Below are 20,203 nucleotides of genomic sequence, written 5' to 3' on the forward strand. Positions count from 1 at the left end.
CCGCTCCTACAAGGTCCGATATGACTCGGCGTTCACCTGTAGGAGCCGGCCTTGCCGGCGACCGATCCTGCTGCGGGGCTCAGACGCGGAACTGATCCATCAGCCCCTGCTGATGGTTCGCCAGCTTGTTCAGTGACTGGCTGACCTGCGCCGATTCCTGCGCCTGGCTGGACAGCGATTCGGTGACGTCACGGATGCCCGCCACGTTGCGGTTGATCTCCTCGGCCACCGCGCTCTGTTCCTCGGCGGCGCTGGCGATCTGCAGGTTCATGTCGGTAATCACACCCACGGCGTCGCCAATGCGCTTCAGCGCGGCCACGGCCTGTTCGACCTGGTTCACGCTGTCCTGCGCCTGGCGGTGGCTGTTGTTCATGGCGCCGACCACGTCGCGGGTGCCGTTCTGCAGGCCTTCGATGACCTGGCGGATTTCCTCCACCGAATCCTGGGTGCGCTTGGCGAGGTTGCGCACCTCGTCGGCGACCACCGCGAAGCCGCGCCCGGCCTCACCGGCGCGGGCCGCTTCGATGGCGGCATTGAGCGCCAGCAGGTTGGTCTGTTCGGCGATGCCACGGATGACTTCCAGCACCGAGCCGATCTGCTCGCTGCTCGCCGCCAGCCCTTCGACCTGACTCATGGCGCTGCTCATGTCGCTGGCCAGTTCGTCGATCAGGCGGGTGGTGTTGTCGATCACGCTCAGGCCATCACGGGTCGCGCCGTCGGCGCCACGGGCGGCATCGGCGGCCATGGCGGCGCTGTTGGCGACGTCATGGGCGGTGGCGCTCATTTCCTGCGAGGCGGTGGCCACCTGATCGACTTCGCGGAACTGCTGCTGCATGCCGGCGCTGGTCTGGCTGGCGATTTCCGAGGATTGGTCGGCAGTGGCGCGGGCGTCCTGCACTGAGGATTTCACGTCACGGATGATCGGCTGCAGCTTGTCGAGGAAGCGGTTGAACCAGCCGGCCAGTTCACCCAGCTCGTCCTTGCCGCTGTAGTCCAGGCGTTTGGTCAGATCGCCTTCGCCGCTGGCGATGTTGCGCAGCATGGCGGCGACGTTGAGGATCGGCCGGGTCACGCCGCGGGCGGTGAGCCACATGGCGAACAGGCCGATCAGGATGGCGATCAAACCGAAGCCGAGTTGCGAGACGGTGCCTTGCACGCGCTGGTTGTCCAGTTCGTTCTGCAACTCGATGGCCGGGCCGAGCAGGACGTTCTGCGGGACTTCCAGCAGCACACCCCAGGGCTTGGAGCCGGGGATCGGTTGCAGCGGCTCGACCACGCGCAGCTGGTCGTCCTGGCGGAACACCTGCTCATGGTTGGCGGCGATGGCCTGCAGCAGGTCGGCGCCCTGGTTGGGGTAGACCTCCTTGAGGTTCTTGCTCAGTTTGGAGGCATCCGCGCTGTGCCCGGCGAGCAGGCCGGCGGCGCTGACGATGCTGACGCGACCCTGGCCGTCGTACAGCTCCTGGCTGCCCTCGACGCTGATTTCCTGCAGCTTCTCCATGCTGATGTCCAGGCCCATGACGCCGATGACCTTGCCGTCCAGTTCCAGCGGGAAGGCGATGCTGGTCATCAGCATGCGCTTGTTGCCGACGTCGTCGAAGTACGGGTCCAGTACGCAGGGTTGGCCGGTGGTCTTGGGGCAGGTGAACCAGGCATTGTAGGCGCTGCCGCTCGGGCCTGGGCTGGTGTCCTGCAGCAGCGACTCGGCCATGGCTTCCGATTCCAGGTGGCCCGGGGTGGCCTGCGACCAGTAGATGGAGAAACGGCCCGCGTCGTTACTGCCCAGCTCGCCCTGGCCGGCGAAGAGCTTGTCCTTGCCGTCCAGCGCATCGGGTTCGAAGGCGACATAGAGGCCCAGCAGTTCCGGGTTGCCTTCCAGTGCGGTCTTCACCTGGCGGGTCAGGTCTTCGCGCAGGTCATAGGCGTCAAGGAAGCGCTTCTGCGCCTGGTCGCGCAGGAACAGTACCTGCCGCGAGAAGCCCTTGCCGTACTGGTAGGCATCCATGATGTAGCGCTGGATACGCATGGCCTGGACTTCGCCGCGCGATTGCAGGCGGGCCTTGGCCGCTTCATCGAGCATTTCGGTGCTCGATTGCTTGACCAGCGCGGTGCTGGTTTGCGTGCGGTAGACGGACAGGCCGGAGAGCAGCGAGACGACGCCGAGCAGACACAGCCCGGCAAGCAACGTGATCTTCCACTGGATGGAGAGACGGCGCAGCAGCATGGAGGGGAATCCTTGTTTGAACTAAGCGCTGGGATGCCTGATATATCGGCCTTTCCCGAATCTTCTTGACCCGTGACGGGGCGAAACGCGGGAAAACAGGCGATTCTGGCGTGCCCTGACGACGGGCGGCGACTTTCAGGCAAAAAGCGTGCAAGCGGCGGTGAAATTCACGCCTGGCGACTCTGGAAACGTCTTGATTCGACACGGGTTTTGACACCCCGCCAGGGGTTTGGCAGAGTGCGCGCCTTTTGCCCGCGCCCAGGCGCGGCGATCCGCGAGAGGAGTGGTGAAGATGAATGCGGTGCTGATCGCCATTGGCCTGATGCTGGTCCTGAGCCTGTGTCGCGTGCATGTGGTGGTCGCATTGATCGCCGGCGCGGTGGCCGGTGGTTTGCTGGGCGGCCTGGGCATGGACGGCACGCTGAAGGCCTTCAACGAAGGCCTGGGTGCCGGTGCGACGGTGGCGCTGTCCTACGCCATGCTCGGCGCCTTTGCCGTGGCCATCGCGCGCTCCGGAATGGCGCACGCGCTGGCCGATCGCGCCCTGGCGATGCTCGGTCGCCACGAGGTGAACGGCTCCAATGGCTTCAAGTGGATGATGGTCGGCCTGCTGCTGGTGGTGGCGATCTCCTCGCAGAACATCCTGCCGATCCACATCGCCTTCATCCCGCTGCTGGTGCCGCCGTTGCTCTATGTGCTGACGCGCCTGCAGATCGACCGCCGGCTGATCGCCTGTGTCATCACCTTCGGCCTGATCACCCCCTACATGTTCCTGCCGGTGGGTTTTGGCAACATCTTCCTGAACCAGATCCTGCTGGCCAACGTGGCCCGAGCGGGCGTCGACGTGCAGGGCATCAACGTCACTCACGCCATGCTGATTCCGGCTCTGGGCATGGTCTGCGGCCTGCTGATCGCGGTGCTGTTCAGCTACCGCCGCAAGCGTGACTACGACCTGGAACGCATCGAGCAGGCCGAGCGGGTCGATACCCCTTACAGCAGGATGAGCCTGGTCGTGGCGGGCGTTGCCGTCGCGGCGGCCTTTGCCGTGCAGCTGCTGCTGGACTCGATGATCCTCGGCGCGCTGGTGGGCTTCCTGGTGTTCTCGCTGTCCGGCGTGGTGCGCTGGAAGGAAGCGGACGACCTGTTCACCGAGGGCATGAAGATGATGGCGATGATCGGCTTCATCATGATCGCCGCCCAGGGCTTCGCCGCGGTGATGACTGCCACCGGGCAGGTCGCCAGTCTGGTGGACAGCGCCGCCGGCTGGATCGGCAGCAGCAAGGCGCTGGGCGCCTTCATGATGCTGCTGGTGGGCCTGCTGGTGACCATGGGCATCGGTTCGTCGTTCTCCACGGTGCCGATCATTGCAGCGATCTTCGTGCCGCTGGCGGTGCACCTGGGCTTCAGCCCGCTGGCCATCGTCAGCATCGTGGGGACTGCGGGCGCATTGGGCGATGCGGGCTCGCCGGCGTCGGACTCCACCCTCGGCCCGACCTCGGGCCTGAACGTGGACGGCCAGCACAACCATATCTGGGACACCGTGGTGCCGACCTTCCTGCACTACAACCTGCCGCTGCTGGTATTCGGCTGGGTGGCCGCAATGGTGCTCTAGAGCGCTCGCGCGCACGGAACGCGCGCTGAAAGTTGCACTTGGCGGGGCAACTGCTGACTAATGAGCAGGTTTATCCATCCATGGACCCGCTCATGTTCGAATCGAAACTGGAATACCGGACGTTCCTCGCCCTGCTGCTGGTGGTGACGCTCGCCTTCGGCTGGATCCTGCTGCCTTTCTACGGGGCGGTCTTCTGGGGCACCATCCTGGCGATCATCTTCGCGCCCCTGCAGCGCCGCCTGCGGGTGAAGCTCAATGGGCGCAACAACCTCGCCGCGCTGCTTTCCCTCGCCGTTTGCTTCCTGATCGTGATCCTGCCGGTGACCTTCATCGCCGGCGCGCTGGTGCAGGAGGGGGCGACCGTCTACCAGCGGCTGAAGTCCGGTGAGCTGAACTTCATCGCCTACTACCAGCAGGCAGTCGCTGCGCTGCCGGGCTGGGCGCATCAGTTGCTGGAGCGCTTCGACCTGGCGGACCTGTCCAGCCTGCAGGAAAAGCTCTCGGCGGGCGCGATGCAGGCCAGCCAGCTGGTGGCCACCAAGGCCTTCAGCATCGGCCAGAACACCTTCGAGTTCGTCATCAGCTTCGGCATCATGCTGTACCTGCTGTTCTTCCTCCTGCGCGACGGCCCGACGCTGGGGCGTCGCATCAAGCAGGCGGTGCCGCTGAGCGTGGAGCACAAGCAGCACCTGTTCGCCAAGTTCACCACGGTGATCCGCGCCACGGTGAAAGGCAACATCGCCGTCGCTGCGACCCAGGGCGCGCTGGGCGGGCTGATCTTCTGGTTCCTCGGCATCCAGGGCTCCTTGCTCTGGGGCACGTTGATGGCCTTCCTCTCGCTGCTGCCGGCAATTGGCGCGGGGCTGATCTGGGTGCCGGTGGCGGCTTACTTCCTGCTCACCGGAGCGATCTGGCAGGGCGTGGTGCTGACGCTGTTCTGCGTGGTGGTGATCGGCCTGGTGGACAACATCCTGCGCCCTATCCTGGTGGGCAAGGACACCAAGATGCCCGACTACGTGGTGTTGATCTCCACCCTCGGCGGCATGTCGCTGTTCGGCCTCAACGGCTTCGTCATCGGCCCGCTGATCGCGGCGCTGTTCATGGCCTCGTGGGATCTGTTCGCCGGTCGTGAAGGCGAAGCAGCCAAGCCGGCAGAGTAGGGCAGAGCACCCATCCTACGAAAAGCCGCAACGCCTCACGGCAATAAATCCGCCGAATGAAAAACCCCGCCGAAGCGGGGTTTTTTGTTGCCTGTCGACCTTAGCCGGCGATGGCTACCAGGCCGCTGTGCTGGAGGATGTCCAGCAGCGGTTGCGGGTATACGCCGAGGAAGAAGGCGAGCAGGGCGATGGCTACCAGCATGATGCCGCCGGCGCGCTGGGCCCAGTCCAGGGGAGCGTCGTGGCGCTTCATGTTCGGCTCGACCAGGAACATGGTCACCATGACACGCAGGTAGTAGAACAGGCCGATGGCGCTGCCCAGTACCAGGGCGCCGACCAGCCACCAGTGCTGGGACTCGACACCGGTGGCGACGATGTAGAACTTGCCGATGAAGCCGGCGGTCAGCGGGATGCCGGCCAGGGACAGCATCATCACGGTCATTACCGCGGTCAGCACCGGACGGCGCCAGAACAGGCCGCGGTATTCGAACAGCGCGTCGGCGTCGCGGCCGCTGTACGGGGTGGACATCAGGGTGACCACGCCGAAGGCGCCCAGGGTGGTGACGACGTAAGTGGTCAGGTAGACGCCGACCGCTTCCACGGCCAGACCCTTGCTCGCCACCAGGGCGATCAGCAGGTAGCCGAAGTGGGCGATGGACGAGTAGCCCAGCAGGCGCTTGATGTTGCTCTGGGTCAGCGCCAGCAGGTTGCCGATCAGGATCGAGGCGACGGCGATTACTGTGATGGCGTCATGCAGCAGGCCGTTGTTCAGGGCCGCCGGAGCGATCTGGAACAGGCGCAGCAGCACGGCGAACACGGCGACCTTGGCGGTGGTGGCCAGGAAGGTGGCGACCGGAGCCGGCGCGCCTTCGTAGACGTCCGGGGTCCACAGGTGGAACGGCGCCAGGGACAGCTTGAAGCCCAGGCCGACGACCATCATGCCGACGCCGATGGCCAGCAGCGGACCGTGGCTGGTGCCTTCGGCCAGCGAGGCACCGATGGCGGAGAAGCCCAGGTTGCCGGACTCGGCGTAGAGCAGGGCCATGCCGAACAGCAGGAACGCGGAGCCGGCGGCGGACAGTACGGTGTACTTGATGCCCGCTTCCAGGGTGCGCTTGTTGAAGAAGGCGTAGGCCACCATGCCGTAGACCGGAACCGACAGCAGCTCCAGACCGATGAACAGACCGGCCAGGTTCTGCGCGCTGACCAGTACCAGGCCGCCTGCGGTGGAGAGCAGGAGCAGCAGGTACAGTTCCTCGCGGTTGCCCGGGAAGCTTTCCATGTAGGCGTGGGCGAGGGTAGTGCAGGCCAGGGCGCCGATGAGGATCAGGGCCATGTAGAAGCAGGCGAAGTTGTCGACCACCATGAGCGGGGTGACTTCGATCGGAGTGACTTTCAGCACCGGGATGATCGACAGCAGGGCCAGGTTCAGACCGATCACCGAGAGGGTGGCGGCCATCGAGTGGTTACGCTTCCAGGCTACCGCGAGCATCACCACCACCAGGGTGGCGCTGGTGATGAGCAGTGGCAGGAGCGCGATGAAGTGTTGAATCGTGAAGGTCATTTCGCGCTTACCGTGCTGCCAGAGTGGAGAGGGCGGCACCCAGCCATTGCTGGACGCCGTGCATGGTTGCCGCGGAGGTGTCGAGGACCGGCTGCGGGTAGACGCCGAGCACGATCAGCAGCACCGCCAGGCCGAGCACCATGGAGAGCTCGCGGAAGTTCAGACCGGCGATGGCGGTGTCGGACTTGGCCGGGCCGAAGTAGGCGCGGTGGATCATGATCAGCGAGTAGACCGAACCGAACACCAGGCCGAAGGTGGCAATCACGGTGATCACCGGAACGACCTTGAAGCTGCCCAGCAGGATCAGGAATTCGCCGACGAAGTTGCCGGTGCCCGGCAGACCCAGCGATGCGGTGGCGAAGAACAGGGCCACGGCCGGCAGGTACGGGATGCGCGACCACAGGCCGCCCATCTTGCGCATGTCACGGGTGTGCAGGCGCTCGTACAGCTGGCCACACAGGATGAACAGCGCGGCAGCAGAGAGGCCGTGGGCGATCATCTGCACGACGACACCCTGCAGCGCCTGGGGGCTGCCGGAGTAGATGCCGATCATCACGAAGCCCATGTGCGACACGGAGGAGTAGGCCACCAGGCGCTTGATGTCGGTCTGTGCGAACGACAGGAAGGCGCCGTAGAAGATGCCGATCAGACCCAGGGTCATGGCAATCGGGGCGAACTCGGCCGAGGCGTTGGGGAACAGCGGCAGGGCGAAGCGGATCAGGCCGTAGGCGGCGGTCTTCAGCAGGATGCCGGCCAGGTCCACGGAACCGGCGGTCGGCGCCTGGGCGTGGGCGTCCGGCAGCCAGGAGTGTACCGGCACGACCGGCATCTTCACCGCGAAGGCGACGAAGAAGCCGAGCATCAGCAGCCATTCGGTGTGCGGCGGCAACTGGGTCTTCAGCAGGTCGGCGTAGTTGAAGGTCAGGACGCCGGTGCTGTTGTAGTGCACGAACACCAGGCCCAGGATCGCCACCAGCATCACCAGGCCGCTGGCCTGGGTGAAGATGAAGAACTTGGTGGCGGCGTAGATGCGGGTCTTCTTGCCATCGTCCGAGCTATGACCCCAGAGCGCGATGAGGAAGTACATCGGCACCAGCATCATTTCCCAGAAGAAGAAGAACAGGAACAGGTCGACGGCCAGGAACACGCCGATCACACCGCCCAGGATCCACAGCAGGTTCAGGTGGAAGAAGCCGATGCGACGCTGGATCTCGTTCCACGAGCAGAGGACGGACAGCACGCCGAGCAGGCCGGTCAGCGCGACCATCAGCAGGGACAGGCCGTCCATTGCCAGGTGTACGCTGATGCCGAAGCGCTCGATCCAGGGCACCTGGAACTGCAGGGTCCATTGCGGCTCGCCACCGGGCGCCGGGGCGAGCTGGAAGTCACCGGTGTGCCACACCCACAGGCTCAGCGCCAGGGTGAGGACCATCGATCCCAGGGCGACCCAGCGGGGCAGGGTCTTGCTGGTGTACTCGGCGATCCAGCAAAGGAAGCCGCCGATGAAGGGGATCAGGATTAGCCAGGGCAGAATCATGTCGGGCTCAATCTCTTTCGTGAATTCATTAAGCCAGCAGCAGCGCGCCGAGGAGCAGCGCGGCGCCACCCACCAGGGAAGCGGCGTACCAACGCAGGCGGCCGTTCTCGGTGAGGCTGAGGAGTTTGTGACCACCGCGGGCGGTGAGCGGGACCAGGACCAGGGTCTTGTCGATCGGGTCCGCGGCCAGCAGGCGGCAGATCAGCAGATAGGGTTTCACGAACAGCTTGTCGTACAGCCAGTCGAAGCCCCAGGCATGCAGCCACCAGGTACCGAAGAAGCGGCCCGGTGCGCTCTGGGCGACGGCAGTGACGAAGCGGCGCTTGCCGAGGAACAGCAGGCCCGCCAGCAGGATACCGGCGATGGCGATGGCGCCCGAGGCGATTTCCAGGCTGTGCTTGGCTTCACCACCGGCGTGACCGGCGCTTTCCGGCAGGACGCCGGCCAGCGGCGGAGTGATCAGCGCGCCGATGAAGGTGGAGAGCACGATCAGGACACCCAGCGGCAGCCAGTGGCTGACGCCATGGCCGGCGTGCGCTTCGGTCTTCGCTTCACCGTGGAAGGCGATGAAGATCAGGCGGAAGGTGTACAGCGAGGTCATGAACGCACCGACCAGCCCTGCGATCAGCAGGTTCTGGTGACCGCTGGCGAAGGCTTCCCAGAGGATCTCGTCCTTGGAGTAGAAGCCGGCGGTCAGGAAGGGCAGGGCGGACAGGGCCGCACCACCGACCACGAAACTCGCGTAGGCCAGCGGCAGTTTCTTCCACAGGCCACCCATCTTGAAGATGTTCTGCTCGTGGTGGCAGGCGACGATCACCGCACCCGAAGCAAGGAACAGCAGGGCCTTGAAGAAGGCGTGGGTCATCAGGTGGAAGATCGCGCCACCCCAGGCGCCAACGCCCAGGGCCAGGAACATGTAGCCGATCTGGCTCATGGTCGAGTAGGCGAGGATACGCTTGATGTCGGTCTGCACCAGGGCGGCGAAGCCGGCCAGGACCAGGGTCACGGCGCCGATGATACCCACCAGCTCGAGGACATTCGGAGCCAGTTCGAACAGGCCGTGGCAGCGCGCGATCAGGTAGACGCCCGCGGTCACCATGGTGGCGGCGTGGATCAGTGCGGAGACCGGCGTCGGGCCGGCCATCGCGTCCGCCAGCCAGGTCTGCAGCGGCAGCTGGGCGGATTTGCCGACGGCGCCGCCGAGCAGCATCAGGGTCGCCAGGGTGATCCACAGGTCGCCCTTGGCGAAGTGCTGCGGAGCCAGGACCAGCAGCTCCTGGATGTTCAGCGTGCCCAGGTGCTGGAACAGGATGAACATGCCGATGGCGAAGAACACGTCACCCACGCGGGTCACGATGAAGGCCTTCAGCGCTGCGTTGCCGTTGGGTACGTGGTTGTAATAGAAACCGATCAGCAGGTAGGAGCAGAGGCCCACGCCTTCCCAGCCGAAGTACATGAACAGCAGGTTATCGCCCAGCACCAGGAACAGCATGCTGGCGATGAACAGGTTGGTGTACGCGAAGAAACGCGAGTAGCCGGTTTCACCGCGCATGTACCAGGAGGCGAACAGGTGGATCAGGAAGCCGACGCCGGTGACCACGCCGAGCATGGTGACCGACAGACCGTCCAGGTACAGGGTGAAGTTGGTCTTGAAGTCGCCAACGCTCACCCATTGCCACAGCACCAGGCTGTAGGCGCCACCTTCGGGCGGGTTGCTGTGGAAGCTCCAGATCGCCCAGAAGGCGGAGAGGGCCGCGAGGCCCACGGAGCCGACACCCACCAGTGCCGAGAGATTTTCCGACCACTTGCCACGGGAGAACGAGAGCAGCAGGAAGCCGACCAGGGGGAACAGGAAAGTAAGGGGCAGCAGGTTCATCCGCGCATCTCGCTGGCAGCGTCGATATCGAGGGTATGGAAGCGGCGATACAGCTGGAGCAGGATCGCCAGGCCAATGCTGGCCTCGGCCGCAGCCAGGCTGAGCACCAGGATGAACATCACCTGGCCGTCAGGCTGGCCCCAGCGGGCGCCACCGACCACGAAGGCCAGAGCGGCGGCGTTCATCATCACTTCCAGGCTCATCAGTACGAACAGGATGTTGCGTCGTACCATCAGGCCCACCAAGCCGAAGCAGAACAGCACACCGGCGAGCGCCAGTCCGTGTTCGAGAGGGATTGCATTCATGGTGTTAGTCCTTCGCTTCGTGGCGGCCGAGGTGGTAGGCGGCGACCAGTGCCGCCAGCAGCAGCATCGAGGCCAGTTCGACGACCAGCAGGTACGGGCCGAACAGGCTGATGCCCACGGCCTTGGCGTCCACCGTGGTGTGGCCGATGCCGATGCCGCTCGGAGTGCGCGAGAGCATCCACAGCAGTTCGACCAGCAGCACGGCAGCCAGGGCGCCGGGGCCGATCCAGACGCCGGGCTTGAGCCACTTGCGCTCCTGCTCGGCAATCGCCGGGCCAAGGTTGAGCATCATGACCACGAAGACGAACAGCACCATGATCGCGCCGGCGTAGACGATGATTTCCAGGGCACCGGCGAACGGGGCGCCGAGGCTGAAGAAGGTCATCGAGACTGCGAGCAGCGAGATGATGAGGTAGAGCAGGGCATGCACCGGATTGCTGTTGGTGATGACCCGGAAGGTTGCCAGCACGGCGACGCCGGCGGCGAAGTAGAAAGCGAATTCCACGCGACGTCTCCTTACGGCAGCAGGCTCTTGACGTTGATCGGTTCGGCCTCGTTCTGCGCGGCGCCTTTCGGCTTGCCGGCGATGGCCATGCCGGCAACGCGGTAGAAGTTGTAATCCGGATTCTTGCCGGGGCCGGAGATCAGCAGGTCTTCCTTCTCGTAGACCAGGTCCTGGCGTTTGAACTCGCCCATCTCGAAATCCGGAGTCAGCTGGATCGCGGTGGTCGGGCAGGCTTCTTCGCACAGGCCGCAGAAGATGCAGCGGGAGAAGTTGATGCGGAAGAACTCGGGGTACCAGCGACCGTCGTCGGTCTCGGCCTTCTGCAGGGAGATGCAGCCGACCGGGCAGGCCACGGCGCACAGGTTGCACGCAACGCAGCGCTCCTCGCCGTCGGGATCGCGGGTGAGCACGATGCGGCCACGGTAGCGCGGCGGCAGGTACACGGGCTCTTCCGGGTACTGCAGGGTGTCACGCTTGCGGAAGGCGTGACCGAAGATCATCACCAGGCTGCGCAGCTGGGTGTAGGTGCCGTGCACCACGTCGAAAATGTACTTGATCATGGTCCTACTCCTTACTGGCTGGCCAGCACGACAGCGCCGGTCACCAGCAGGTTGATCAGGGTCAGCGGGAGGCAGAACTTCCAGCTGAAGGCCATCACCTGGTCATAGCGCGGGCGTGGGATGGAGGCCCGCAGCAAAATGAACATCATGATGAAGAAGCCGGTTTTCAGGGCGAACCAGAAGAACGGGATCTGCGGCAGGATGCCGAAGGGACCGTGCCAGCCGCCGAAGAACAGGGTCGCCAGCAGCGCGGACACCAGCACGATGCCGATGTACTCGCCGACGAAGAACATGCCCCATTTCATGCCGGCGTACTCGATGTGGTAACCGTCGGCCAGTTCCTGCTCGGCTTCGGGCTGGTCGAACGGGTGACGGTGAGTCACGGCGACGCCGGCGACGAAGAAGGTCATGAAGCCGAAGAACTGCGGAATGATGAACCACACGTGCTGGGCCTGGTATTCGACGATGTCGCGCAGGCTGAACGAACCGACCTGGGCGACGATACCCATCAGCGACAGGGCCAGGAACACCTCGTAGGAGATGGTCTGGGCCGAGGCGCGCAGGCTGCCGAGGAGGGCGAACTTGTTGTTGCTCGACCAGCCGGCGAACAGCACCGCGTACACGGTCAGGCCAGCCATGGCGAAGAAGAACAGGATGCCGATGTTCAGGTCCGCCACGCCCCAGTTCGGGGTGATCGGGATGACCGCGAAGGCCACCAGCAGCGCACCCATGGCGATCATGGGGGCGAGGGTGAAGATCATCTTGTCGGCGAACGGCGGGGTCCAGTCTTCCTTGAAGAACATCTTCAGCATGTCGGCGCCGAGCTGGAAGGCACCGAAGGGGCCGACCCGGTTCGGACCGTAGCGGTCCTGCCAGAGGCCGAGCAGACGACGCTCGACCCAGCTGAGCAGCGCGCCGCAGACGACCACGGCGAGCAGGATGACGATGGCCTTGATGACCTCGATCAGGATGTCGACGATGGCGGGTGTCAGCCAACTCATTGCGCAGCCTCCTGCAGACCTTCAGCGACAGCGCCGATGACACCGGCAGGAATGCCTTGCAGACCGATCGGCAGGGCAACCAGGCCGGCGCCGAGCCCTTCGCTCACGCGCAGCGGCAGGCGCAGTTCCTGGCCCTTGACGGTCAGGCGGATGATCGCGCCTTCGTTCACGCCCAGACGGTCAGCCTCGGCCTTGGCCAGGGTGACGTAGGTCTGCGGGATGCGCTCCTGCACCGGGGCGGCTTTCGAGGAGTTCTCCTCGCTACCGAACAGGTGATAGAAGGGCACCACCTTGAACTGGCTGGCGGCGGTGTGGAACGGCGCAGGAATCTCGCTGAACCACAGGGCATCGCCCTTGGCCTCGATCAGGCGTACGCCCGGATCGCCGGCACGCAGGTGACCACCGACTTCGTCCTGGAACTTGTTCCAGGCCTGCGGGGAGTTCCAGCCCGGGGACCAGGCGAACGGAATCTGCTGACGCGGCTCGGCGCTGCCGGCGTAGCCTTCCATGGAGAAGGCGAACGCGGAGTCGATGTCCTGCGGCTGACGCGGCTCGCTGACATTGATGTTGGCACGCATGGCAGTGCGGCCGGAGTAGCGGTGGGGCTCGCGCGCCAGCTTCAGACCCTTGATGCGGAACGCGGCGTTCGGTGCGGCTTCGCGGATGCCGGCCAGTTGCGGCTTGGCAGCGACGACGGCGTCGATCACGTGGTCCAGTTGGGTCCAGTCGACACGCTTGCCTTCGAGGGTGCTGTGCAGGGCATGCAGCCAGCGCCAGCCTTCGCGAACCAGGATGTCGGCGTTGTAGTAGGTCGGGTCGTAGACCTGGAAGAAGCGCTGGGCGCGGCCTTCCTGGCTGACCAGGGTGCCATCGCCTTCGGCGAAGCTGGCGGCCGGCAGCAGGACGGTGGCCTTGGCGCTGGTGGCGGTCTGCTGGTGATCGGCGACGACGACGATCTTCGCGGCGGCCAGGGCGGCATCGACAGCAGCAGCGTCGGCGCGGCGGTACAGGTCGTTCTCCAGGATCACCACGGCATCGGCGGCGCCGGAGGTCAGCTGCTCCAGGGCGGCTTCAACCGAGGCGCCACCGAACAGGGTGAGGCCCAGGCTGTTGGCTTCCGGAACGACCAGGCTCAGGGAGCCGTTCTTCTCGCGGTTCTTCAGCGCGCTGGCGATGTTGGCCGCGGCTTCGATCAGGGCGTTGCTGCCCAGCGAGGTGCCGGAGATGACCAGCGGACGCTGGGCGGCGACCAGGGCATCGGCGATGCGCTGGGCGAGGGCGGCGGCTTCGGCGTCGAGGCCGGCGACGGCCGGAGCGCTCGAGTCGATCGCGTGTGCCACGGCGAAGCCCAGGCGCGCCAGGTCTTCGGTAGCGGCGTGCACGCACTCGGCGGCTACGTCGTCGAGACGGGTTTCATCCAGGCTGGCGATGAACAGCGGGTTCATCTCATGCTGGGCGATGGTCTTCACCGCGGCGTCGAGCCAGGGCTGGATCTTCATCGCGGCGGCCATGTCCTCGCCCTTGCCCTTGACCGACTGACGCAGGGCCAGGGCGATACGGGCAGCGGTCTGGGTCAGGTCTTCGCCAAGCACGAATACCGCGTCATGGTCTTCGATGTCACGGATGGTCGGCACCGGCAGCGGGCCTTCCTGCATGACTTTCAGGACCAGCTGCAGGCGTTGCAGCTCGTCAGCGGAGATGCCGCTGTAGAAGTTCTGCGCGCCGACCAGTGCGGACAGGGCGTAGTTGCTTTCCAGGCTGGCGCGCGGCGAACCGATGCCGATGACCTTGCGGCCCTTGAGCAGCGCTGCGGTCTGGTCCAGGGCGCCGTCCAGCGAGAGCTTCTGCTTGCTCAACATCAGCTGCGGCTGGCGCGGGCGGTCTTCGCGGTTGACGTAGCCGTAGCCGAAGCGGCCGCGGTCGCACAGGAAGTAGTGGTTCACCGAGCCGTTGTAGCGGTTCTCGATGCGGCGGATTTCACCGTAACGCTCGCCGGGGCTGATGTTGCAGCCGCTGGAGCAGCCATGGCAGATGCTCGGGGCGAACTGCATGTCCCACTTGCGGTTGTAGCGCTCGGAGTGGGTCTTGTCGGTGAACACGCCGGTCGGGCAGACCTCGGTCAGGTTGCCGGAGAATTCGCTCTCGAGCACACCGTCTTCGATACGGCCGAAGTAGACGTTGTCGTGCGCACCATAGACGCCCAGGTCGGTGCCGCCGGCGTAGTCCTTGTAGTAGCGGACGCAGCGGTAGCAGGCGATGCAGCGGTTCATCTCGTGGGCGATGAACGGGCCGAGTTCCTGGTTCTGGTGGGTGCGCTTGGTGAAGCGGTACCGGCGCTGGTTGTGGCCGGTCATCACCGTCATGTCCTGCAGGTGGCAGTGACCGCCTTCCTCGCAGACCGGGCAGTCGTGCGGGTGGTTGGTCATCAGCCATTCGACGACGCTGGCACGGAATGCCTTGGATTCTTCGTCTTCGATGGAAATCCAGGTGTTGTCGGTAGCGGGAGTCATGCAGGACATGACGATGCGACCGCGGGTGTCGTTCTCGTCGGTGTACTGCTTGACCGCACACTGGCGGCAGGCGCCGACGCTACCGAGCGCCGGGTGCCAGCAGAAGTAGGGGATGTCGAGACCGAGGGAGAGGCAGGCCTGCAACAGGTTGTCCGCTCCGTCGACTTCTAACGTCTTGCCGTCTACGTGGATCGTGGCCATGGGTCTAAGTCTTCGTTGGCCCGTTGTCAGCGGGCGTGGCTAATAGAAATCACGGTTTCATCGGGCCGGCGGCACGCCGCGGCACTACAACGAAACAACGCCGGGCGCAGCGCCCGGCGATCAAAGCATCAAGCGCCGACGGTCTGCGGTGCTTGTACGGCCTGAGCCTGGCGGGAGATGCCCGCTTCGAACTCGGGACGGAAATACTTCAGTGCGCTGCCCAGCGGCTCGACGGCACCCGGTGCGTGGGCACAGAAAGTCTTGCCTGGGCCGAGGAAGTTGACGAGCTGCTCGAGGGTCTCCAGGTCGCCCTGGGCGCCTTCGCCTTTCTCCAGCGCGCGCAGGACCTTCACGCTCCACGGCAGGCCGTCGCGGCACGGAGTGCACCAGCCGCAGGATTCGCGGGCGAAGAACTCTTCCATGTTGCGCAACAGGGAAACCATGTTGACGCTGTCGTCCACCGCCATGGCCAGACCGGTACCCATACGGGTGCCGACCTTGGCGACGCCGCCGGCGTAGAACAGGGCGTCCAGGTGTTCCGGCAGGAGGAAGCCGGTACCGGCGCCGCCCGGCTGCCAGGCCTTGAGCTTGTAGCCGTCGCGCATGCCGCCGGCGTAGTCCTCGAACAGCTCGCGGGCCGGAAGGCCGAAGGGCAGTTCCCAGATGCCGGGGTTCTTCACCTTGCCGGAGAAGCCCATGAGCTTGGTGCCCATGTCTTCGCTGCCCGGACGGGCAAGGCCCTTGTACCAGTCGACGCCGTGCTCGACGATCGCCGGCACATTGCACAGGGTCTCGACGTTGTTCACGCAGGTCGGCTTGCCCCAGACGCCAACGGCGGCGGGGAAGGGCGGCTTGGAGCGCGGGTTGGCGCGGCGGCCTTCCAGCGAGTTGATCAGCGCGGTCTCTTCGCCACAGATGTAGCGGCCGGCGCCGGTGTGCACGAACAGCTCGAAATCGAATCCACTGCCGAGGATGTTCTTGCCCAGCAGGCCGGCGGCCTTGGCTTCATCGATGGCGCGATTCAGGTTGCGGGCGGCGTCGACGTACTCGCCGCGCAGGAAGATGTAGCCGCGGTAGGCCTTGAGGGCGCGCGCGGAGATCAGCATGCCTTCCACCAGCAGGTGCGGCAGCTGCTCCATGAGCATGCGGTCCTTCCAGGTGTTGGGCTCCATCTCGTCCGCGTTGCACAGCAGGTAGCGGATGTTGAGGGATTCGTCCTTGGGCATCAGGCCCCACTTCACGCCGGTGGGGAAGCCCGCACCGCCGCGGCCCTTGAGGCCGGAGTCCTTGACGGTCTGGACGATGTCGTCGGTGGCCATCTGCGCCAGCGCCTTGCGCGCGGCAGCGTAGCCGTTCTTCGACTGGTACTCCTCCAGCCAGACCGGGGCGCCGTCGTCACGCAGGCGCCAGGTCAGCGGGTGGGTTTCGGCCGCGCGCGCAGTGCGGTTGGGCGTGCCGTAGGAGGTGAGGCGACTCATACGTAGGCCTCCAGCAGTTTGGCGACGCCGTCGGGACGCAGGTCGCCGAAGGTGTCGTCGTCGATCATCATCGCCGGGGCCTTGTCGCAGTTGCCCAGGCAGCACACCGGCAGCAGGGTGAAGCGGCCGTCGGCGGTGGTCTGGCCGAGGCCGATGCCCAGCTGCTTCTGAATCTCGCCAACCACGGACTCGTGGCCGCCGATGTAGCAGACCATGCTGTCGCAGACGCGGATGATGTGGCGGCCGACCGGCTGGCGGAAGATCTGGCTATAGAAGGTAGCCACGCCTTCGACGTCGCTGTCGGGAATGCCGAGGATGTCGGCGATGGCCGGGATGGCGCCGTCCGGCACCCAGCCGCGCTGCTTCTGGACGATCTTCAGGGCTTCGATGGACGCCGCGCGGGAGTCCTCGTAGTGATGCATTTCGTGCTCGATGGCCGAGCGCTCGGTTTCGCTGAGTTCGAAACGATCAGTCTGGATAAGGGTACTCATGATCAGCGGTCCACGTCGGCCATAACGAAGTCGATACTGCCCAGATAGGCGATCAGGTCAGCGATCATGCTGCCGTTGATCACCGACGGAATCTGCTGCAGGTGCGGGAAGCTGGGCGTCCGGATACGGGTCCGGTAGCTCATGGTGCTGCCATCGCTCGTCAGGTAGTAGCTGTTGATGCCCTTGGTCGCTTCCACCATCTGGAAGGCTTCGTTGGCCGGCATGACCGGGCCCCAGGAAACCTGCAGGAAGTGGGTGATCAGGGTTTCGATGTGCTGCAGCGTGCGCTCTTTGGGCGGCGGCGTGGTCAGCGGGTGGTCGGCCTTGTACGGGCCTTCGGGCATGTTCTTCAGGCACTGCTCGATGATGCGCAGGCTCTGGCGCATCTCACCCATCTTGACCATGCAGCGGTCGTAGGCGTCGCCGTTGGCCGCCAGCGGTACTTCGAACTCGAAGTTCTCGTAGCCGGAGTAGGGGCGGGCTTTACGCAGGTCGAAATCACAGCCGGTGGCGCGCAGGCCGGCGCCGGTGGTGCCCCATTCCAGCGCTTCCTTGGTGTTGTACGCGGCAACGCCGATGGTACGGCCACGCAGGATGCTGTTCTTCAGGGCAGCGGTTTCGTACTCGTCCAGGCGCTTGGGCATCCAGTCGAGGAACTCGCGGACCAGCTTGTCCCAGCCGCGCGGCAGGTCGTGGGCGACGCCGCCGATGCGGTACCAGGCCGGGTGCAGGCGGAAGCCAGTGATGGCTTCGACGACCTTGTAGGCACGCTGGCGGTCGGTGAAGGTGAAGAACACCGGGGTCATCGCGCCCACGTCCTGGATGTAGGTACCCAGGTAGAGGAGGTGGTTCAGGATGCGGAAGAACTCCGACATCATGATGCGGATGACGTCGACGCGCTGCGGCACCTTGATGCCGGCGAGCTTCTCGACCGAGAGCACGTACGGCAGGTTGTTCATCACGCCGCCGAGGTAGTCGATACGGTCGGTGTACGGAATGAAGCTGTGCCAGGACTGACGCTCGGCCATCTTCTCGGCGCCACGGTGGTGGTAGCCGATCTCCGGAACGCAGTCGAGGATCTCTTCACCGTCCAGTTGCAGGATGATGCGGAACGCACCGTGCGCGGACGGGTGGTTAGGGCCGAGGTTGAGGAACATGAAGTCCTCGTTCTCGCCGTGGCGCTTCATGCCCCAGTCTTCGGGCTTGAAGCGCAGGGCTTCCTGCTCGAGGTCCTGCTTGGCGGCGGACAGCGCGTAGGGGTCGAACTCGGTGGCGCGCGCCGGGTAGTCCTTGCGCAGCGGGTGACCTTCCCAGGTGGGCGGCATCAGCATGCGGGTCAGGTGCGGGTGACCGTTGAAGGTGATCCCGTACATGTCCCAGACCTCACGCTCGTACCAGTTGGCGTTCGGCCAGATACGGGTGGCGGTGGGTACGTTGAGGTCGCCTTCGGACAAGGCCACCTTGATCATCACGTCACTATTACGCTCGAGCGACATCAGGTGGTAGAACACGCTGAAGTCGGCGCCCGGCAGGCCGCGACGATGAGTGCGCAGGCGCTCGTCGACACCGTGCAGGTCATAGAGCATGACGTACGGCTTGGGCACATTGCGCAGGAAGGTAAGGACGTCGATCAGGCGCTCACGGGCAACCCAGAGCACCGGCATGCCGGTGCGGGTGGCCTGGACGGTGAAGGTCTCGGCGCCAAAGCGGGAATTCAGTTCGACGACGATATCTTGGTCGTCTGCCTTGTAAGGCGGGATGTACAGAGCGGAGTCTGCATTCATAGTCTTTAAGTCACTCGGTCAACGGTGGAGTGAAAACGGGCCTCTCGTGGAGGGCCGGATCACACTTCGTCGGGGCTGCGCAGGTTGGTGACCGCAATGCGCTGTTCGCGCTTGAGATCCTTCTGGGCAGGCATGTCGGCGCGATAGACGCCTTGATCGCCTACAACCCAGGACAACGGACGACGCTCCTGGCCGATGGATTCCTGCAGCAGCATCAGGCCTTGCAGGAATGCCTCCGGACGGGGCGGGCAGCCGGGGATGTACACGTCCACGGGGAGGAACTTGTCGACCCCCTGAACGACCGAGTAGATGTCGTACATGCCGCCGGAGTTGGCGCACGACCCCATCGAGATCACCCACTTGGGTTCCAGCATCTGCTCGTACAGGCGCTGGATGACCGGAGCCATCTTGATGAAGCAGGTGCCGGCGATGACCATGAAGTCAGCCTGGCGCGGCGATGCACGGATCACTTCGGCGCCGAAACGGGCGATGTCGTGCGGCGCGGTGAACGCCGTGGTCATCTCCACGTAGCAGCAGGACAGCCCGAAGTTGTACGGCCACAGGGAGTTCTTGCGACCCCAGTTGACTGCACCGTTGAGAACATCCTCGAGCTTGCCCATGAAGATGTTCTTGTGGACCTGCCCTTCGATGAGCGGGTCTTCTACCGTTTCGCGTTCGCCGATCGGGTATTGATCATTGGGCGCATCCGGATCGATCCGGGTAAGTTTGTATTGCATCGCCAAAGCCTCATTGTTTTAGCTTCGCCTGCCGTGCGCGACGTGCCGCCGGCGCCCAATCGAGCGCGCCGATACGCCACAGGTAGACAAGACCTGCCAACAGAATTGCTATGAAAATGGTTGCCTCGATCAGACCTGCCCAACCGCTTTCACGGACGGACACGGACCAGGCGAAGAGGAAGAGGGCTTCGACGTCGAAGATCACGAAGAGCATCGCGACCAGATAGAATTTTGCCGACAGACGCAGGCGGGCGCTGCCGGTAGGAACGATCCCCGATTCGAACGGTTCGTTCTTGCTGCGACCAAATGCCTTACTGCCAAGAAGGCTGGAAACCCCTAGCATGAAGGCGAGCAGGCCCAGCACTCCTAAAAGGAAGGCGGCGAGTCCCCAGTGTTGAGCTGCAAGTTCAGCTGGATTGGGCATGCCGATACTCCTTCCTACAAATAACGATTGTCTTGGGTTCCGGGCGCAACGCCCGACTACTGCGAACCCGACAACTCAAGGATAGTGAGCTAAGGGTTCAGGTCATCTTTCCAATTTTATGCCCAAAGCCTTCAGCAAGTAAATTTTTCCAACACAAACAGATGCTTCTATTTCGGGCAAAAGGCTTTTGCATTTCCCGTAGCGCCCTGTTTGCGCGGCTCTGGATGCCTAGTG

16 protein-coding genes and 1 pseudogene are annotated in these 20,203 nt (G+C 64.6%); 2 read left to right on the top strand and 15 right to left on the bottom strand.

Annotated elements, in window-relative coordinates; genetic code table 11:
- Positions 1-79 precede the first annotated feature (79 nt).
- Complete coding sequence (locus IB255_RS31335; RefSeq protein ID WP_412548133.1) at positions 80-835, bottom strand: methyl-accepting chemotaxis protein; 756 nt, start codon at positions 833-835, stop codon at positions 80-82.
- 150 nt (positions 836-985) lie between these two features.
- Positions 986-2,224 (bottom strand): annotated as a pseudogene (locus tag IB255_RS31340) (chemotaxis protein); the annotation flags it as partial.
- Positions 2,225-2,516: 292 nt separating this feature from the next.
- On the opposite strand from IB255_RS31340, the gene IB255_RS24080 reads away from it, so the two are divergent.
- The gene (locus IB255_RS24080; RefSeq protein WP_081520496.1) at positions 2,517-3,836 is read left to right on the top strand and encodes a Na+/H+ antiporter family protein; all 1,320 of its coding nucleotides are present in this window, start codon (positions 2,517-2,519) and stop codon (positions 3,834-3,836) included.
- A gap of 92 nt (positions 3,837-3,928) precedes the next feature.
- On the top strand, positions 3,929-4,996 hold the full coding sequence (locus IB255_RS24085) for an AI-2E family transporter (protein ID WP_192210953.1): 1,068 nt from the start codon (positions 3,929-3,931) through the stop codon (positions 4,994-4,996).
- A gap of 100 nt (positions 4,997-5,096) precedes the next feature.
- Here IB255_RS24085 and nuoN read toward each other — a convergent pair whose 3' ends face one another.
- The 13 genes from nuoN to IB255_RS24150 all read right to left on the bottom strand — a co-directional run bounded on the left by nuoN (position 5,097) and on the right by IB255_RS24150 (position 19,969).
- Positions 5,097-6,560: an NADH-quinone oxidoreductase subunit NuoN gene (nuoN, locus tag IB255_RS24090; RefSeq protein ID WP_192210954.1), complete on the bottom strand. Its 1,464-nt coding sequence runs from the start codon at positions 6,558-6,560 to the stop codon at positions 5,097-5,099.
- Between the two features lie 7 nt (positions 6,561-6,567).
- Positions 6,568-8,097: an NADH-quinone oxidoreductase subunit M gene (nuoM, locus tag IB255_RS24095; RefSeq protein WP_081520494.1), complete on the bottom strand. Its 1,530-nt coding sequence runs from the start codon at positions 8,095-8,097 to the stop codon at positions 6,568-6,570.
- A 28-nt stretch (positions 8,098-8,125) separates the two neighbouring features.
- Positions 8,126-9,973, bottom strand: coding sequence for an NADH-quinone oxidoreductase subunit L (nuoL, locus tag IB255_RS24100; RefSeq protein ID WP_192210955.1), 1,848 nt, complete (start codon positions 9,971-9,973; stop codon positions 8,126-8,128).
- Positions 9,970-10,278 (bottom strand): NADH-quinone oxidoreductase subunit NuoK, encoded by a 309-nt coding sequence (gene nuoK / locus IB255_RS24105; protein WP_017517116.1) that lies wholly within the window; start codon positions 10,276-10,278, stop codon positions 9,970-9,972. Before nuoK ends, nuoL begins: the two co-directional genes overlap by 4 nt.
- Before the next feature lie 4 nt (positions 10,279-10,282).
- Positions 10,283-10,783 (bottom strand): NADH-quinone oxidoreductase subunit J, encoded by a 501-nt coding sequence (gene nuoJ / locus IB255_RS24110; protein ID WP_017517115.1) that lies wholly within the window; start codon positions 10,781-10,783, stop codon positions 10,283-10,285.
- A gap of 11 nt (positions 10,784-10,794) precedes the next feature.
- A complete protein-coding gene (gene nuoI, locus IB255_RS24115; RefSeq protein WP_015477483.1) occupies positions 10,795-11,343 on the bottom strand; it encodes an NADH-quinone oxidoreductase subunit NuoI in 549 nt (182 codons plus the stop codon).
- Positions 11,344-11,354: 11 nt separating this feature from the next.
- Positions 11,355-12,344: an NADH-quinone oxidoreductase subunit NuoH gene (nuoH, locus tag IB255_RS24120; protein ID WP_081520492.1), complete on the bottom strand. Its 990-nt coding sequence runs from the start codon at positions 12,342-12,344 to the stop codon at positions 11,355-11,357.
- A complete protein-coding gene (gene nuoG, locus IB255_RS24125; RefSeq protein WP_192210956.1) occupies positions 12,341-15,055 on the bottom strand; it encodes an NADH-quinone oxidoreductase subunit NuoG in 2,715 nt (904 codons plus the stop codon). Before nuoG ends, nuoH begins: the two co-directional genes overlap by 4 nt.
- A 128-nt stretch (positions 15,056-15,183) precedes the next feature.
- The gene (gene nuoF, locus IB255_RS24130) at positions 15,184-16,533 is read right to left on the bottom strand and encodes an NADH-quinone oxidoreductase subunit NuoF (protein ID WP_081520490.1); all 1,350 of its coding nucleotides are present in this window, start codon (positions 16,531-16,533) and stop codon (positions 15,184-15,186) included.
- Complete coding sequence (gene nuoE / locus IB255_RS24135) at positions 16,530-17,030, bottom strand: NADH-quinone oxidoreductase subunit NuoE (protein WP_177429504.1); 501 nt, start codon at positions 17,028-17,030, stop codon at positions 16,530-16,532. Before nuoE ends, nuoF begins: the two co-directional genes overlap by 4 nt.
- Entirely contained in the window at positions 17,027-18,808 is a 1,782-nt protein-coding gene (gene nuoC, locus IB255_RS24140; protein WP_081520488.1) for an NADH-quinone oxidoreductase subunit C/D, read from the bottom strand. The genes nuoE and nuoC overlap by 4 nt, the downstream gene beginning before the upstream one ends.
- 59 nt (positions 18,809-18,867) lie before the next feature.
- Positions 18,868-19,545, bottom strand: a complete 678-nt coding sequence (locus IB255_RS24145) for a NuoB/complex I 20 kDa subunit family protein (RefSeq protein ID WP_045214755.1) — start codon at positions 19,543-19,545, stop codon at positions 18,868-18,870.
- 10 nt (positions 19,546-19,555) lie between these two features.
- Positions 19,556-19,969 (bottom strand): NADH-quinone oxidoreductase subunit A, encoded by a 414-nt coding sequence (locus IB255_RS24150; RefSeq protein ID WP_017517108.1) that lies wholly within the window; start codon positions 19,967-19,969, stop codon positions 19,556-19,558.
- Between the last annotated feature and the right edge of the window lie 234 nt (positions 19,970-20,203).

Origin of the sequence: Pseudomonas sp. PDM22 (assembly GCF_014851965.1) — a bacterium.
GTDB lineage: Bacteria > Pseudomonadota > Gammaproteobacteria > Pseudomonadales > Pseudomonadaceae > Pseudomonas.

Bases quoted from the DNA above. Each gene is read 5' to 3' on its own strand.
- IB255_RS31335 (WP_412548133.1), bottom strand. From the start codon at position 835: ATGCAGCAGCAGTTCCGCGAAGTCGATCAGGTGGCCACCGCCTCGCAG.
- IB255_RS24080 (WP_081520496.1), top strand. From the start codon at position 2,517: ATGAATGCGGTGCTGATCGCCATTGGCCTGATGCTGGTCCTGAGCCTG.
- IB255_RS24085 (WP_192210953.1), top strand. From the start codon at position 3,929: ATGTTCGAATCGAAACTGGAATACCGGACGTTCCTCGCCCTGCTGCTG.
- nuoN (WP_192210954.1), bottom strand. From the start codon at position 6,560: ATGACCTTCACGATTCAACACTTCATCGCGCTCCTGCCACTGCTCATC.
- nuoM (WP_081520494.1), bottom strand. From the start codon at position 8,097: ATGATTCTGCCCTGGCTAATCCTGATCCCCTTCATCGGCGGCTTCCTT.
- nuoL (WP_192210955.1), bottom strand. From the start codon at position 9,973: ATGAACCTGCTGCCCCTTACTTTCCTGTTCCCCCTGGTCGGCTTCCTG.
- nuoK (WP_017517116.1), bottom strand. From the start codon at position 10,278: ATGAATGCAATCCCTCTCGAACACGGACTGGCGCTCGCCGGTGTGCTG.
- nuoI (WP_015477483.1), bottom strand. From the start codon at position 11,343: ATGATCAAGTACATTTTCGACGTGGTGCACGGCACCTACACCCAGCTG.
- nuoH (WP_081520492.1), bottom strand. From the start codon at position 12,344: ATGAGTTGGCTGACACCCGCCATCGTCGACATCCTGATCGAGGTCATC.
- nuoG (WP_192210956.1), bottom strand. From the start codon at position 15,055: ATGGCCACGATCCACGTAGACGGCAAGACGTTAGAAGTCGACGGAGCG.
- nuoF (WP_081520490.1), bottom strand. From the start codon at position 16,533: ATGAGTCGCCTCACCTCCTACGGCACGCCCAACCGCACTGCGCGCGCG.
- nuoC (WP_081520488.1), bottom strand. From the start codon at position 18,808: ATGAATGCAGACTCCGCTCTGTACATCCCGCCTTACAAGGCAGACGAC.
- IB255_RS24145 (WP_045214755.1), bottom strand. From the start codon at position 19,545: ATGCAATACAAACTTACCCGGATCGATCCGGATGCGCCCAATGATCAA.
- IB255_RS24150 (WP_017517108.1), bottom strand. From the start codon at position 19,969: ATGCCCAATCCAGCTGAACTTGCAGCTCAACACTGGGGACTCGCCGCC.